Origin of the sequence: Parasutterella secunda, from assembly GCF_024733725.1 — a bacterium.
GTDB lineage: Bacteria > Pseudomonadota > Gammaproteobacteria > Burkholderiales > Burkholderiaceae_F > Aphodousia > Aphodousia faecalis.
The window spans coordinates 248,820-263,407 of the sequence record NZ_JANRHP010000003.1; the positions used below are offsets into that span (position 1 = coordinate 248,820).

Annotated in this window: 13 protein-coding genes; 9 read left to right on the forward strand and 4 right to left on the reverse strand. The window is 47.8% G+C overall.

Annotation, left to right across the window (positions count from 1 at the left end; all coding sequences use genetic code 11):
- Positions 1–137: 137 nt before the first annotated feature.
- From mtnA to NW199_RS04730, 3 genes are read left to right on the forward strand one after another with little or no spacing between them, the layout of a single operon-like run.
- Positions 138–1,235 (forward strand): S-methyl-5-thioribose-1-phosphate isomerase, encoded by a 1,098-nt coding sequence (gene mtnA, locus NW199_RS04720; protein WP_249091568.1) that lies wholly within the window; start codon positions 138–140, stop codon positions 1,233–1,235.
- A complete protein-coding gene (locus NW199_RS04725; protein ID WP_258333780.1) occupies positions 1,235–1,900 on the forward strand; it encodes a class II aldolase/adducin family protein in 666 nt (221 codons plus the stop codon). The genes mtnA and NW199_RS04725 overlap by 1 nt, the downstream gene beginning before the upstream one ends.
- A complete protein-coding gene (locus NW199_RS04730; protein ID WP_022472603.1) occupies positions 1,887–2,123 on the forward strand; it encodes a hypothetical protein in 237 nt (78 codons plus the stop codon). The genes NW199_RS04725 and NW199_RS04730 overlap by 14 nt, the downstream gene beginning before the upstream one ends.
- Here NW199_RS04730 and NW199_RS04735 read toward each other — a convergent pair.
- Positions 2,120–3,307, reverse strand: coding sequence for an MFS transporter (locus tag NW199_RS04735; RefSeq protein ID WP_258333781.1), 1,188 nt, complete (start codon positions 3,305–3,307; stop codon positions 2,120–2,122). The two genes, NW199_RS04730 and NW199_RS04735, sit on opposite strands and share 4 nt — an antisense overlap.
- A 139-nt stretch (positions 3,308–3,446) precedes the next feature.
- Between NW199_RS04735 and NW199_RS04740 the strand changes: the two genes are divergently transcribed.
- Positions 3,447–3,956: a hypothetical protein gene (locus NW199_RS04740; protein WP_258333782.1), complete on the forward strand. Its 510-nt coding sequence runs from the start codon at positions 3,447–3,449 to the stop codon at positions 3,954–3,956.
- A gap of 77 nt (positions 3,957–4,033) precedes the next feature.
- Here NW199_RS04740 and aspS read toward each other — a convergent pair whose 3' ends face one another.
- From aspS to NW199_RS04755, 3 genes are all read right to left on the reverse strand, one after another.
- Positions 4,034–5,833, reverse strand: coding sequence for an aspartate--tRNA ligase (gene aspS / locus NW199_RS04745; protein ID WP_022472559.1), 1,800 nt, complete (start codon positions 5,831–5,833; stop codon positions 4,034–4,036).
- A gap of 148 nt (positions 5,834–5,981) precedes the next feature.
- A complete protein-coding gene (gene fusA, locus NW199_RS04750) occupies positions 5,982–8,033 on the reverse strand; it encodes an elongation factor G (protein WP_258333783.1) in 2,052 nt (683 codons plus the stop codon).
- 157 nt (positions 8,034–8,190) lie between these two features.
- Positions 8,191–8,877 (reverse strand): winged helix-turn-helix domain-containing protein, encoded by a 687-nt coding sequence (locus NW199_RS04755; protein ID WP_258333784.1) that lies wholly within the window; start codon positions 8,875–8,877, stop codon positions 8,191–8,193.
- A 194-nt stretch (positions 8,878–9,071) separates the two neighbouring features.
- Between NW199_RS04755 and NW199_RS04760 the strand changes: the two genes are divergently transcribed.
- Genes NW199_RS04760 through NW199_RS04780 form a run of 5 tightly spaced genes read left to right on the forward strand, consistent with a single transcriptional unit; the run spans position 9,072 to position 14,588 of the window.
- Positions 9,072–10,481 carry an efflux transporter outer membrane subunit gene (locus tag NW199_RS04760; RefSeq protein WP_258333785.1) on the forward strand — a complete coding sequence of 470 codons (1,410 nt, stop codon included), beginning with the start codon at positions 9,072–9,074 and terminating at the stop codon, positions 10,479–10,481.
- Complete coding sequence (locus NW199_RS04765) at positions 10,478–11,749, forward strand: efflux RND transporter periplasmic adaptor subunit (RefSeq protein ID WP_258333786.1); 1,272 nt, start codon at positions 10,478–10,480, stop codon at positions 11,747–11,749. Before NW199_RS04760 ends, NW199_RS04765 begins: the two co-directional genes overlap by 4 nt.
- 12 nt (positions 11,750–11,761) lie before the next feature.
- Complete coding sequence (locus NW199_RS04770; protein WP_022472554.1) at positions 11,762–12,457, forward strand: ABC transporter ATP-binding protein; 696 nt, start codon at positions 11,762–11,764, stop codon at positions 12,455–12,457.
- 2 nt (positions 12,458–12,459) lie between these two features.
- Positions 12,460–13,665, forward strand: coding sequence for an ABC transporter permease (locus NW199_RS04775; protein ID WP_258333787.1), 1,206 nt, complete (start codon positions 12,460–12,462; stop codon positions 13,663–13,665).
- The gene (locus NW199_RS04780) at positions 13,662–14,588 is read left to right on the forward strand and encodes an ABC transporter substrate-binding protein (RefSeq protein WP_258333788.1); all 927 of its coding nucleotides are present in this window, start codon (positions 13,662–13,664) and stop codon (positions 14,586–14,588) included. The genes NW199_RS04775 and NW199_RS04780 overlap by 4 nt, the downstream gene beginning before the upstream one ends.

Below are 14,588 nucleotides of genomic sequence, written 5' to 3' on the forward strand. Positions count from 1 at the left end.
AATATTGCTTCTCCAATCGACTTTGCTTAAAGCGATAAGAGAGGCTTTGCTAAAATTAAAAGATATCCTTCAATTCCCTTGTTTGACAGGGGAAAGAAGCTTCTTTTTCACTAAGAGCTAGTTTCAGGACGTCTTATATGAAAGTCAACGGCATCCCCACCCGTACGATTTGGTCAATTGAACATGGTCAAGCCGTAGGAATTATTGATCAAACTAAGTTGCCCTTCGAGTTTAAGAAGGAAAGACTTGATGATTGGCAACAAGTGCGAGATGCCATCGCGACTATGAAAGTAAGAGGCGCGCCCTTAATCGGTATTGCCGCTGTTTGGGCTCTTGTGTTGGCTATACGCGATAACGCGAGCGATGATTTTATTCATGAAGTCAGAAGTGAGTTGATTGCGACTCGACCGACCGCGGTTAACCTTCAATGGGCAGTTGATCATGTGGTCAAACGCGTCATTTCATTGCCGCAAAAGGATCGTTTGCCGGCGGTCTATAAACTGGCCAAGGAAATGACTCAAGCCGATGTTCTGACTAATCGAGCCATCGGAACTCACGGTGCGAAGGTAATTGCGGAGATCTACGCCCGTAAGCGTGAACCGGTCAATATTCTTACCCATTGCAATGCCGGTTGGTTAGCAACTGTTGATTACGGTACCGCATTGTCTGCCGTGTACATTGCGTTTGAACAGGGGATTCCTCTTCATGTTTGGGTTGACGAAACCCGTCCTCGCGAACAGGGATTGTTGACCGCTTGGGAGTTGGCTGGTGTCGGCATCCCCCACACCGTGATTGCTGATAATGCCGGAGGCCATCTGATGCAGCATCGTGAAGTCGATGCGGTTATTGTTGGGGCTGATCGAATTACGGCTATTGGCGACGTGGCCAACAAAGTTGGAACTTATCTAAAAGCGCTCGCAGCCAAAGATATGGACGTTCCCTTTTATGTGGCGGCTCCGTCGTCAACGATCGATTGGTCTATTCAAGACGGCAAGCACAGCATAAAAATAGAAAATCGAGCGGGAGACGAGCTGCGGATTGTTCGCGGCTTGGATAAAAAAGGACATGCTTGTGACGTCAGGATCATCAGTGAGCAAACTAATGTTGAAAATCCGGCTTTTGATGTAACCCCTGCCAAATTGGTGACAGGAATTATCACGGAAAGAGGCGTATGTGCACCGGAGTTTTTAACAAGACTATTCCCAGAAGGGGCAAGGGCTCACGCTAGGGGGTAATGGTGCATCAGGAAAAAGATTTAAGAGAGCTTGTTATTAAAACCGCTCGTAGCATGAATACATTGGGCATTAATGTTAATAAAAGCGGGAATGTTTCTGTGCGTGCTCGAGTTGGGGAATTAGAAGGTTTTTGGATAACGCCGACAGGCATCGCCTATGAAGATCTTGTTGCTCAGGACATCGTTTTTGTAGCCCTGGATGGTTTGCCGCACGAAGAATTCGCTAAGCAAAGAAAAGCCTCAAGTGAGTGGCTAATGCACGCAGAAGTTTATCGTCACCGTCAAGATGTCAGTGCCATTGTGCACACTCATTCGGTGTATGCCACGGCTCTTGCCTGCCAAGATCTTTGCATCCCGGCGTTTCATTACATGGTGGCTGTTGCCGGAGGCAATAGCATAAAATGCGCGCCCTACGCCTTATTTGGCTCAGAAGAGTTAGCAAAGATCGCGGCAGAGGCTCTTGAAAAAGAAAATGCCTGTCTTTTGTCTCACCATGGGGTGTTGGCCGTAGGCGGTAGTTTGAGCGCTGCGTTAAAGCTTGCTCATGAAGTTGAAAATTTGGCACACATGTATACACTGACTCGTCAACTCGGAGAACCCAAGTTGTTGTCTGAAGCTCAAATGCAAGAAGTAATGGAGCGATTTAAAACGTATGGACAACAGTAAAAACGCTATTCCCCGTTGGGAGAAGCCGGATGGCAGTCCGGTTTCCTGTACAGAAAAAGTCATGGTTTTGAATGAAAACTATGAAGAGTTGCGCTCAATGATTAAAGATGCATTAGAGGACGCATTAGTACTCGGATGCTCCGAAAAGCAGGTTCGAGAGAGTTTCCACGCTCTTATCGATGAAATTCAGTCTGACATCAAAGAATGTCAGCATAATCCTTAGTTTTCTGGTGTTTTACTGATCAATAGCCAAAGAGCAATCAAAGCGCATAATGCGGCGGTAGCGTAAAAGCTTTCAAAGTATTGGCCGAACGTATTGTGAATAACGCCAAAAATGAGTGGCAGAAAAATAGCGCCGGCAAAGGTGAAAAAGAGCGTGCCGCCGGTGGCTACCCCAGCTTTCCCTTCCGGAGCGATTCTGGCGACATGAGCTAAGTAGACTCCATTCCAGCCGATGGCTGAGCCACCCAAGCAAAAACATACAGCTAAGAGCAAAATGGTGGCTGTTTGGGGGCTAAAAAAGCCTACGCTGACAAGCATGGCAGCCATTAAGAAGCCCAACAGCGATAGGGTTAATCTCGGCGAATGAATCCAGTCAGCAAAAATTCCCCAAAAAAGACGTCCGCACATTCCGCCGATGCTGGCGGCACTCAAAGCCATCCCCGCTAAAACAATCGGAATTGAAATATCTTCAACCATGAAAGAGACGAGGTAGCTGAATACACACATTTGTGTGCCGTTATAAACGAAGGAAACGATACACATGCGGCGCAATCCGGCCTGGGAAGTGACCAGCCGCAAAGCGTTTAACACAGTGTGAATACTAAAGCGTGATCGTGGATCAAAGTGATCATCTAAACTGCTTCGGTGATACAAAACAAGTAAAGCGACGGAAAGCGCAAAAATAGCCATTACGTGAGGGCCAGCCTGCCAGTTATTAGCCCAAAGCGCAACGCTTGGGACAATAAAACCGGCCAAAGCGCTACCTAGAGGAACGGCGGTTTGTTTGAGGGAGAAAACAAAGCCCATCCGTTCTTTGGGTACGGTATGCGCCAAAATATCGCTGGAAGCCGGGGTGATGGGGCCGTAACTGAGTCCAAGTAAAAGCCCGCCCAAACAAATACACCAGAAATTCGCTACGGCGCTAAGCATAAGCCCAATGGCTGCCAGAATCAGACAACCTTGAGAAACATGGATGCCCCCATAACGGGTGACCATTGTCCCGCCGGCTACAGCGGCAAAGGCTGCACCGATATAAATAAAACAGACGTATGTGCCGATGAAGGAACTGGGCATTCCAATGGCTGCGGCTACCAGTGGAGCAATAGCCGATAGAGTTACTGTACTGGCTGTGGCGATTGACTGAATCGACATCGTCGAGACGAGCGCCAAACGAACAACGGTCATATCTGTTTACCTATTAAGCAAGATGTTTGTATTGTAATTCAAGGTCTCCACATACGGTGAGCAAAAAAGCCAGTCGAGTATCTCTATCAGTTGGTCTGAATAGGCATACAATCAAGACAGAGGACAAGGAGCAATTTTTATGAAAATATTGAAAACAATTAAAATTTGCGCGCTTTCAATGTCTGCGCTGATTTTAGCGGGGTGCGCTCATCCTGATTTGATTGATGTCGGTACACCGGAAAACGCGGTGCTAACCGAATTGGGAATGCCGGACTCAAAGATGACTCAGCCTGATGGCAGCTTTATTTTGGTGTATTCCATGCAGCCTTTCGGGCAGGAAGTTTATTGGATGCGCTTTGATAAGAATGGAAATTACATAGGCAAAGAGAAAACCATGAACGAGGATCATTTCAAATTAGTGATCCCCGGTAAGCACACCAAAGCGGACGTATATCAGATGTTTGGGCATTGCGCTCAGGAGTATGAATTCAAACTCCAAGACCAAACGGCATTCATGTATCGATTCAATGACATCGGCGGTATGGATATGGCTTTTTGGGTGCAGTTTGATTTAAATGGAGTTGTCACAGAGACCGCTGTCACTCAAGATCCCTGGGATCATGACGGCGGATGGTTGTTTAGTCTTTAATTCAAATTGAAGAGAAAAATAACGGGAACCCTCAAAATGAGCGGTTCCCGTTATTGATTATGGGCTAATTATTTCAATTAGTCCTTGGCCGGTTGCGGGTTACGCAAACGAATGTGCAATTCACGCAATTGTTTTTCGTCCACAGGGGCCGGAGCATTCGTCAACAAGCACTGAGCACGCTGAGTCTTCGGGAATGCAATCACGTCACGAATGGAAGGAGCACCAGCCATAATCGTCACGATGCGGTCAAGACCAAAGGCGATACCGCCATGAGGAGGAGCACCGTATTGCAAGTTATCAAGCAAGAAGCCGAACTTCGCACGGGCTTCTTCCGGACCGATATTCAAAGCGGCAAAAACCTTGCTTTGAATGTCTGCGCGGTGGATACGGATGGAACCGCCGCCGATTTCCCAACCATTGAGCACCATGTCATAGGCCTGAGCCAAGCACTTGCCGGGATCAGTACTCAACATGTCGACATGGTCGGGGTGAGGCATTGTAAACGGATGGTGGCAAGCAACCCAGCGATGTTCTTCATCATCGTATTCAAACATCGGGAAATCGACCACCCAGAGGGCCTTCCAACCTTCTTCATACAAACCATTCGCTTTACCGAATTCGCTGTGACCGATCTTCAAGCGCAAGGCTCCCAAAGAGTCATAGACGATCTTAGCGCGGTCGGCACCGAAGAAGATGACGTCGCCGTTTTGAGCGCCCGTTACTTCAAGGATATGAGCAAGAAGTTCATCGGAGAGGTTCTTTACGATCGGGCTTTGCAAGCCTTCACGGCCCTTTTCCTTTTCGTTAACCTTGATGTAAGCCAAGCCCTTTGCGCCGTAGATCTTCACAAATTCCGTGTAGGAGTCGATTTCAGAGCGCGGCATGCTGGCAGCGTGAGGCACGTTCATGGCCACAACCTTGCCGTCGGGCAACTCGGTGGCGGAACGGAACACCTTAAATTCAGACGTCTTTGCCTGTTCGGTGATTTCACGCAATTCAATACCCTTAATACGTAAATCGGGCTTGTCGGAACCAAAGCGGGTCATCGCTTCGTGCCAAGACATCACCGGATACGGATCAGGGAGGTCAACGTTGATCGTTTCTTTGAAAACGTCACGAATCATGTTTTCCATGATGTCGCGAATTTCTTGTTGCGTCAGGAACGATGTTTCAATATCAACCTGCGTAAATTCAGGTTGACGGTCTGCACGAAGGTCTTCATCACGGAAGCACTTCACAATTTGGTAGTAACGGTCAAAGCCGGCCACCATCAACAATTGTTTGAACAATTGCGGCGATTGCGGCAGGGCATAGAAATGGCCGTCATGGACACGGCTCGGAACCAAGTAGTCGCGAGCGCCTTCCGGAGTGCTGCGTGTCAGCATCGGGGTTTCAATATCAATGAAACCTTGTTTGTCCAAGTGATTGCGAATAGCCAAAGCAACCTTGTAGCGCAATTTTAAATTGCGTTGCATTTGCAAACGACGAAGATCCAAAACGCGGTAAGTCAAGCGAGTCGTTTCGGAAAGATTTTCATCGTCCAAATGGAACGGAGGCGTTTCGGACTTATTGAGGATGGTTAATTCACGGCAAAGTACTTCGACACCGCCGGAGATCAAATCAGGGTTGTGGGTGCCTTCGGGACGGGCACGCACGAGACCAACCACCTTCAAGCAATATTCATTGCGGACGGCTTCTGCCGTTTTGAAAACTTCAGGGGTATCAGGGTCACAAACCACTTGCAAAAGACCTTCGCGGTCACGCAAGTCGATAAAAATGACTCCGCCGTGGTCACGACGACGGTGAGCCCAACCGTAGAGGGTTACCGTTTGACCGATGAATTTTTCATTAATGAGACCGGTATATTCGGTACGCATAAATGCTCCCAATATATGAAGGGAATGATTTCCCAAATAATCAACCGAAGTATTCTAATATGAAAGCTTCGGCTTTTGTGAGCTTAAGGCAAAAACAGTCGGTCGAATGTTTGAGAATCCGACCGACTGCAAAGCTCAGACGTCAGTATTAATCTTCTTCGGCCTTGCGTTGATACTTACTGGCCAATTCAGCTTGAACTGAGGCAGGAACCGGTTCGTATGCCAACAATTCAATCGAATAGGTGCCCGCACCTTGTGTTAGAGCGTTCAGGCGATTAGCGTATCCATCAAGACCGGTGAGCGGCACCCGTCCGGTGATGAGCATCATGCCACCGGTCAGGTTTTCGGTTCCGCTGACTTGTCCGCGGCGACTTGCCAAGTCGCCGGCGATGTCGCCCATGCAGGAATCCGGCGCTTCAATTTCGATTCTGACAATCGGCTCAAGCAAAGTGGGCTTAGCATTGGCCAAAGCATCCAACATCGCTTTTCTGCCGGCAGCGACGAATGCGACTTCCTTACTGTCTACGGGGTGATACTTACCATCGTAAACCGTGACACGAACGTCATGGATGGGGTAGCCCGCCACGTAGCCGGAATCCAAAACTTCTTGAACACCTTTTTCAACAGCAGGAATGAAGTTGTACGGAATGGCACCGCCCTTAACCTGATCGACAAACTTGAAACCAGCGCCGCGAGGAAGCGGTTCAACACGAAGGAACACTTCACCAAATTGGCCGGCACCGCCCGTTTGTTTCTTATGGCGAGCGTGACCTTCAGCGGGAGCCGCGATTGTTTCACGATAAGGAACGCGAGGAGTGCGTGTTTGAACTTCAAGTTTGAACTGAGAAGCCATGCGTTTGAGGACAATGCGAAGATGTTGTTCACTCAGACCTCTTAAAACGGTTTCATTCATGACAACGTCATGCTCAACCTCCAAGGTGGGATCTTCGCTAACCATCTTTTCAAGCACTTCCGACATACGGCTTTCGTCACCGCGTTTAGCGGGGCTGACGGCTAAGCCAAACATCGGTTTCGGGAAGTTCAATTTCTTCATGTAAATGCCGCCTTCAATAGAGCTGTCATGAAGAATGCTTCCGTAAACAATATCGTCAACCTTGGCAACGGCACCGATGTAGCCGGGATTCATTTCATCGACTTCGAGGCCTTCTTTACCTTGAAGCATGATCGGACGAGTAATTTTGAAAGCTTTCTTTCCGTCGTCCACAAAGAGTGTGGAGTCTTTCGTGATGCGGCCTTGATGCAGACGGAATAGACCGATCTTGCCAATGTAGGGGTCGTTGACGACCTTGAACACATGGGCCAATACCGGGCGGTTGGCATCCGGGAATGTCATGTATTCTGAGCCGTCGGCCTTGTAAAAGAGCGGAGCATTAGCTTCTGTCGGATTGGGCAAATGACGGACAAAAACCTTAATCAAGTCACGCATACCAATTAAGTTTTTAGCCGAGGTAAAGCAAACCGGGATGATGTGACCCAAACGCAAAGCTTTGGTCAACGGAGCGTGCAAACTCTTGGGATCAACGGCCCCCTCTTCCAGGTAGCGTTCCATCGTCTCGTCGTCCATTTCCACAACACGTTCGACGAAAGCTTGGTGCACACGTTCAACAGAAGCAAAATTGGCTTCACCCTTGTCATTGTCAAAGCAGTCAATAACGTGAGAACAATCTTTGTTCGGCAAGTTAAGCGGTAGCACTTCGTTTCCGAATGCTTCACGCAGGTCAAGAATAAGCTTGGCCAAGTCCACGTCAGGCTGGTCAATCTTATTGACAACAATCATGCGGCAGAGGTTGCGTTCTTTGGCCCAGTGCATCATGCGTCTGGTCATCAGTTCAATGCCTTTTGTGGCATCAACAACCACACAGACGGTTTTTACGGCATCCAGTGCACCCAATGCCTGACCTACACAATCGGGGTACCCCGGGGTATCCAATAAGAAAATACGAACAGGCGTGCCATCGTCTTTTTGAGCGTTCAGATGAGCCACAGTCGTACGCAACGAATGTTTGACTTCTTTTTCCATCGGATCAAAGTCACCAACGGTGTTGCCTTTTTCAACAGTCCCAACTTCTTTAATGACACCGTTGCGATAAAGCAGTGCTTCCATCAAGGTTGTCTTACCGGTGGAGCCGTGGCCCACCAAAGCTACAGTACGGATATTCTCAACTGGATATTGACTCATAATGATCCCCTTTAATGACTAAATGGAAATGTCAATGGTTCTATTTTGCGCTTTTTCTTCTACAGTCGTTAAAAGAATGAGAAAGAATTTGACAAAAATCGCGAAAAAATAGCGATTTATCAAAAAAAGTCGTTTTTTATAGGGAATAGAGCAGCAATTAATCTTGTTTGCAGAGACGGTAACCGACGCCCCTTACACTTTCAATGCAAATATCGTCGCAGTGCAGTTGATGAAGTTTGTGGCGGACACTGGAAATGTGGACATCAATGGCTCTGTCAAATTGTCCGCGAGGACGCCCTAAAACTTTGGGGTAAATTTCATCTTTACTCACCGGGGCATTCAGGTTGTCGGCCAAAAGATCCAAAAGGGTGAATTCCGTGACAGTTAAGGTTAATGGAACGCCGTGAACACTAGCGGTAGCATTTTGTTTGTCAATGCAAAGCGATCCGATGGTGACAGGGGTGAGAGATTTTAATTTTTCATTTTGCCTGGACTCATTGGCGACCTTGATGGCTTCTAAAATAGAAACCAGGGGGGCTGGAAGCGATAAAAGCTGTTCCTGAGGCAAACGAAGTGATTTAATTACATCGTTCGAAACGCCCTCGTGGATTAAGGCGAGAATATCCAATTCGGGTTTAATGGCTAATAAGTATTCAACAAACTGAGCATCCTTTTCTTCTTTGATATCAATAACGGCCATGTCGAAATTGTCGTTTTGGCAGTAGCTGAGCGCATCTTGCTGACTGTATGCCGCCCGGACTTCATAGTTACAAAAAACTAAGAAGTCTGCGATCAGCGCTTCGAATACCTCGTCATGTAACGATAAAAGAAGATTTAAAGGCATTGAGATAGTACAAACACACTTTAATAAATAAGACCGTAATAATAATGATATTCGAGTATTAAGTTTGCCCCAAGTGCGATTTGCCACTAAGACGATTGCCTTACTTGAAAGCACTTGCAAAAAATTACTCGCTTCGGGAGATTGTTACAACTTTTTATGGCACACTTTGAATTAAGGTAAAAAGGGGAAAGAATGTGAAAAAAATTCTCACTCTTGCATTAACGGTGTCATGTGTTGTCGGACTGGCTGGTTGCGCCGTTCAGCCTGTGCAGTTGACTGAAGAACAAAGTCGTCTATTGGCCTCAACATGGAGTTACGGAGAGGGGACGGCAGAGGCAAAGTCGCTCAGGGTGCCTCCTGCGCAATGGTGGTCATCTTGGAAAGATCCGTCATTAAATATGTTGGTGGAAGCGACGCTTAAAAACAATACTGACATTGCTCAAGCCCAGGCGAACTTACGCTCGGCGATGGCTAGTCTGACGGCAGCGACTTCTCAACTCTTCCCGACAGCAACGTTGGGGGCTGATGGCGCCCGAAACCGTCGAAATAACACTTCTACGGAAAGCTTTGGTGCGGATGCCGCTGCGGCATGGTCTTTTAGTTTTGGTGGTAAGGATGTTTCTTCAAGACGAGCGGCTCAGGCCAGTGCATTAGCTTCTGAGTTATCCCTGGAAGACACAAAAAATGCAATGACAAGTGAGGTGGCGCTCACTTATGTCAATTTGCGCCTGGCTCAAAGTCGCTTGGCAATCGCCAGACAAAGTGTCAAATCTTATGAAGAGGCGAAGAATTTAACTCAATGGCGTTACCAGGCCGGGCTTGTATCGGCTACGGACTATGAACAGGCAAATGCCCAATTTGAAAATGCCAAGGCTAGTATCGCCACGAATATGCATAACATTTTGCAGTATGAGACCGCCCTATCAAGATTGACCGTTTTGCCGTTGAGTGAAATTCAAAATTTGCCTTCAGCAGATATTCCGACCCCTCCGGGAAAGATTGCGGTTTCTATTCCTGCAGATGTGATTTCTTTAAGACCTGATGTGTTGGCAGCGCGTGAAACGGTGAGAGCCGCGATGGAAAATGTTCGTGTTGCACAAGCTGATTACTTCCCGACTTTGTCACTTTCCGGTTCAATAGGTACCGCCGCGGCAACGGTTGGGGCGTTGGGAGCAAGTGGAACCGGAATCGGTGCCTTGGTTGGTGCTTTGTCGATGCCTTTTTTGAATTGGGGTGATGTTGTGGCCGGTACCGAGACACAGAAAGCTAATCTTGATCGCGCGCAGGCTCAATACACGCAAACTTTGGTTGCTGCTTTAGAAGAAACGGAAAACGCATTATCCGGTATTCGATCCAGTGCGGCTAAAAAAATGTCCCTTAAAACGGCAACGGAGAGTTCTCACTTGGCTGCTCAATTGGCTTTGCAGCAATATTCAAGCGGTCTGGAAGATTATCAAACGGTTTTGACGACGCAACGGTCTTGGCTAACGGCTCAGGATAATGAGGCCAGTAACCAAGCGGATTGGGCAATTGCTCATATTGATTTATATCGGGCGCTGGGTGGCGGGTGGGTTCCGACTGACCCGAACAATGAGGAAAAATGATGAGTAACGACAAAGAAAAGATCAAATCCTTACTAGGCGGCGATGATGCTCAGGGGCGTTCGAAAAGAAAAACTTGGGCACTGGGGGCTGCCTGTGTGGCAGTGGTTGCGGCTTTTTCCTGGTGGATGGGCAGCAAAGATGCTGGTCCGCGGTACTTAACTGAAGCGGTTACTCAAGGCGTACTGCAGGTTGAGGTGACGGCAAACGGGACGCTTGAAGCTGAACAAAAAGTGACGATTGGCTCAGAACTGTCCGGGATTGTTGAGAATGTTTTAGTTGATGTAAACGATCCTATTAAGCATGGTCAGGTGCTAATTGAACTTGATACAGCCAAATTGAAGGCTTCGGTTGAAAAAGCAAAAGCGGCCTTGGCCAGTGCACAAGCAGCGCAGAAAGAAGCTGAGGCAACGCTCAATGAGGCGAACGCTAAATACAAAAGACTTCTTAATGTGAGAAAACTTTCGGGCGGAAAAACACCGGCACAAACCGAATTGGATGAACAGGCAGCCGTTGTTGCTCGCGCACAAGCTTCATTGGATACTGCCGGCGCTCAAATTCAAACAGCTCAGGCTGAATTGGAAACCGCTCAGACGGATTTAACGAAAGCCTACATTTCTTCACCTATTGACGGTGTGGTTTTAGCTCGTTCCGTAGAACCGGGATACGCGGTGGCGGCTTCTTTACAAGCTGTTGAGCTTTTAACATTGGCGAGTGACCTAAGAACATTAGAACTTGAAATTGATGTAGACGAGGCCGATGTCAGTGTTGTGCAGCCAGGTCAGAAAGCAACGTTCACGGTCAGTGCATATCCCAACAAAAATTTCCCGGCAACCTTGACTAAAGTGGCTTATGGTCCCACGGAGTCGGAAACAAATGTGGTGACCTACACCGCTTATTTAAAAGTGAGCAATGAGGAGTTGCTTTTACGCCCGGGGATGACGGCAACAGCAAGAATTGTGACGGAAAAGCGCGATAACGCTCTGCTGGTTCCTAATACAGCATTGCGATTTGCTCCCAGCGTATCGGCTAAGGGTTCAAGCGCGGTCAGCAGCCTCATGATGGGGCCACCCCGTTCATCCAACAAAGTCTCGAAAGAAGTCGGAGGCGTGACCACACAAAGGAAAAATACCGTGTGGGTTTTGCGTGACGGTAGCGCTCAAGAGGTTGACATCATTACCGGTGCATCGGACGGAACACGAACAGAGGTGGTTTCGGGCGATTTGAAAGCGGGTGACTTGGTCATTACGAGCCAGCTTCGGACCAACTAGCAAGGAGTGAGCATGTCTGAAAAGATCCCATTGGTTCAGCTCATTGATATTCATAAGCGCTACGGACAAGGCGAAGCTGCCTTTTTCGCCTTGCAGGGGATTGATTTCGTCATTGAAGAAGGTGATTTTGTTGCTGTGATGGGGCCCTCGGGATCGGGGAAGTCAACCTGCATGAATATTGTGGGAGCGCTTGATACGCCAACTTCCGGTCGTTACTTGTTTAAAGGGGCTCCGGTCGAAAAAATGAGTCACGACGAAAGAGCTTTGTTGCGCCGGAAATATTTGGGCTTTATTTTTCAGGGATTTAATCTTTTGGCGCGAACAACCGCACTGGAGAATGTCGAGTTGCCACTTCTGTATCGAGGAGTGCCTCGTGAAGAACGCCATAAATTGGCCAGGCAGGCTTTGGACCGGGTGGGGCTTTTGAGATGGGAACACCACACGCCTGCGGAATTGTCAGGCGGCCAACAACAGCGCGTGGCTATTGCTCGTGCAATTGTGAGTAAGCCGTTGCTGCTCTTAGCCGATGAGCCGACAGGTAGTCTGGATACCAAACGAAGTATTGAAATTATGCAATTGCTCAAAGACCTCAATGAGCAAGATGGAATTACGGTTTCGCTTGTAACTCATGAACCGGAGATGGCGACGTTTGCCAAGAGGATTGTTCATTTCAGAGACGGTCGCATAGAAAGTGATCAGGGAGTTTAGGTATGTGGGGGAATGCTTTTATATTGGCTTTACGTCAAATATGGCGCAATCCCATGCGTTCGTTGCTGACGGTCCTCGGTATTGTTATCGGTGTGGCGGCCGTGATCACAATGGTGACGGTCGGAAACGGTGCAACGCAGGCCGTTCGTGAGCAGATTGAAAGCTTGGGCAGTAACCAACTGATGATTCGTCCCGGACAGCGTATGGGGCCTGGCGGTTCAGCGGGCGCTCCGTCTTTTAAACTTGAAGACGTCGATGCAATTGCCAATCAAATCGCAGGAGTTAAAGCAGTTGCGCCTCAAAGACAGCAATCCATGACAGTTGTGGCCCAAGGGCGCAACTGGAGTACACAGGTTATCGGCAGCTCCAATCAGTATTTCATTTTGGATAATCGGCAAATTAGACAAGGGCGCTATTTCGAGCCGCAGGAAGAGCAGTCAGGGGCTGCTGTGTGTGTAATTGGGACAACGATTGAAAAGGAAATTTTCGGATCATCCAATGCCGTGGGGCAAATGTTGCGTACCGGTCAGTTTTCTTGTCGTGTTGTGGGTGTTTTGGAAAGTAAAGGGCAAGCGGCTATCGGTGGTGACCAAGATGACTTGGTGGTCATGCCAATTCAAACCTTTCAACGGAGAGTCTCAGGAAACACAAGGGTTTCAGCTATTTTAGTGTCAGTCGATTCACAGATTGATCGAGCGTTGGTGACAGAAAGTATTCGTCTTTTAATGAGGGAAAGACGCTCTTTATCCGATGCCGATGATGACAACTTTATGATTTTGGATACAGAAGAAATTGCTCGGAGAGTTTCGAGTACGACAGAAATCATGACGATGCTTTTGGGAGCAGTGGCCGCGGTTAGTCTGGTTGTCGGCGGCATTGGAATTATGAATATCATGCTCGTCAGTGTGACGGAAAGGACGCGAGAAATTGGTGTTCGTTTGGCAATCGGTGCATTAGAGAGGGAAGTTTTGATGCAATTTTTGATTGAAGCGGTCGTATTGGGAGCTATGGGCGGTGTTTTAGGTGTTGTGATTGCTTTTATCGGTTCTTTTGCCTTGGCGGCAACAATGGGTGTGCCCTTCATTTTTGATCCAAGCATCAATATGATTGCGTTCTTATTTGCGGCGCTGACCGGTGTTATTTTCGGTTATTTCCCTGCACGCAGGGCCGCTCAGTTGGATCCGATCGAAGCGGTGAGACACGAATGATGAAAAAATTATTTTCACTACTGTTTTTAGGGCTGTTTTCGTTGGTTGCCCAGTGTCAGACATGGCCCCAACAGCTCAATATTACTTACGTAAAGGCTCCGTTTAACATACAAAACATTGTTATGAAAAGTCAGGGGCTATTGGAAAAAGAGTTCGCAGAAGAAGGTATCAAAATCAACTGGATACCCATTAAGGCCGGGCTGAATCAGGTTCGGGGAATGGCTGCCGGTGAGATTGATATGGTCGCCGCCATGAATACCAGTACGTTGCTGATTGCTAATTCTGCGGGCAATCGTATTGTCATTGTTGATGGTGTGGCGCACCCGGATGATACGTTTGCGATTGTGGCAAAGCCTGAGGTTAAAAACATTGTTGATCTGAAGGGGCGACAGATAGTCGGTCCGAAAGGCACCGTCTTGCATCATCTATTAAGCGCCGCATTGAAAAGTTCTGGCGTCGAAATGAAGGATGTCAATTGGGTATCAATGAATTTACCAGCCAGTTTGACAACTTTGTTGGGCGGACGGGCCGATGCGGCGTTATTAGCGGCGGGTGGAATTTTGGCTGCGGAAAAGGCTGGGTTTCATGCGCTCGTTAAGGCAAAAGGATTAATTGAAACCAATTTAGTACTGGCTGCCAGAGGTGATTTTGCAAAAGAATATCCCGATGTTGTCAGACGAGTGGCTAAAGTCAATCGACAGGCACTTCAATGGGCATTGAGCAATAAATCGCAAGCGATTGCCCTGGGAGCAAAAGAGTTGCAGCTCAGTAAAGAAGATGCTGCCAAGTTATTTGAGTGGTCACATTTTTACTCCGACCTTACACAGAAAGACATTGATGCATTACAGAACAGTCAACGGTTTTTATTGGAACAGAAAATGATGAATCGTTCCGTTGATATCAATACATTAATTTTCGAATAA